The 392-nt window shown below is 66.1% G+C and carries 1 protein-coding gene; it reads right to left on the bottom strand.

What is annotated here, in order from left to right; all coding sequences use genetic code 11:
* Positions 1–392, bottom strand: a 392-nt coding sequence (locus lacNas_RS10895; protein WP_201346860.1) for a nucleoside deaminase, incomplete at both ends; no start/stop codon positions are given.

The following is a 392-nucleotide window of genomic DNA, read 5'->3' as shown; positions in this document are numbered from 1 at the left end:
GCTGTCCCCCCTGCTCCTTGTACAGGCCGCGGACCACCAGCGGGTGGTGGTTGGATTTGGCAACGCTGAAGAGGTCGACGACGCTGCCGGCAGCGCCGGCCTTGGGGTCCATGGCCGCGAAGTAGACTTCCTTGATCCTGGAGTTGATGATGGCGCCGGCGCACATCGCGCAGGGCTCCAAAGTCACGAACAGGCTGCAGTCGATCAGGCGCCAGGAATCAAGGGCCCGGCAGGCCTGCTGGATGGCCAGGATTTCGGCATGAGCCGTCCCGTCCTCGTCAAGCTCGCGGCGGTTGTAGCCGCGGCCGATGATCTGGCCGTCCGGGCCCACGACCACGGCCCCGATCGGGACTTCGTCTTGCTGGCGGGCCTTTTCAGCTTCGGCAAAGGCA

It is taken from the genome of Lactobacillus nasalidis (assembly GCF_016587775.1).
Taxonomy (GTDB): domain Bacteria; phylum Bacillota; class Bacilli; order Lactobacillales; family Lactobacillaceae; genus Lactobacillus; species Lactobacillus nasalidis.
The sequence above is the reverse complement of the archived record's forward strand: the minus strand, read 5'-3'. Positions and strand labels throughout refer to the sequence as shown.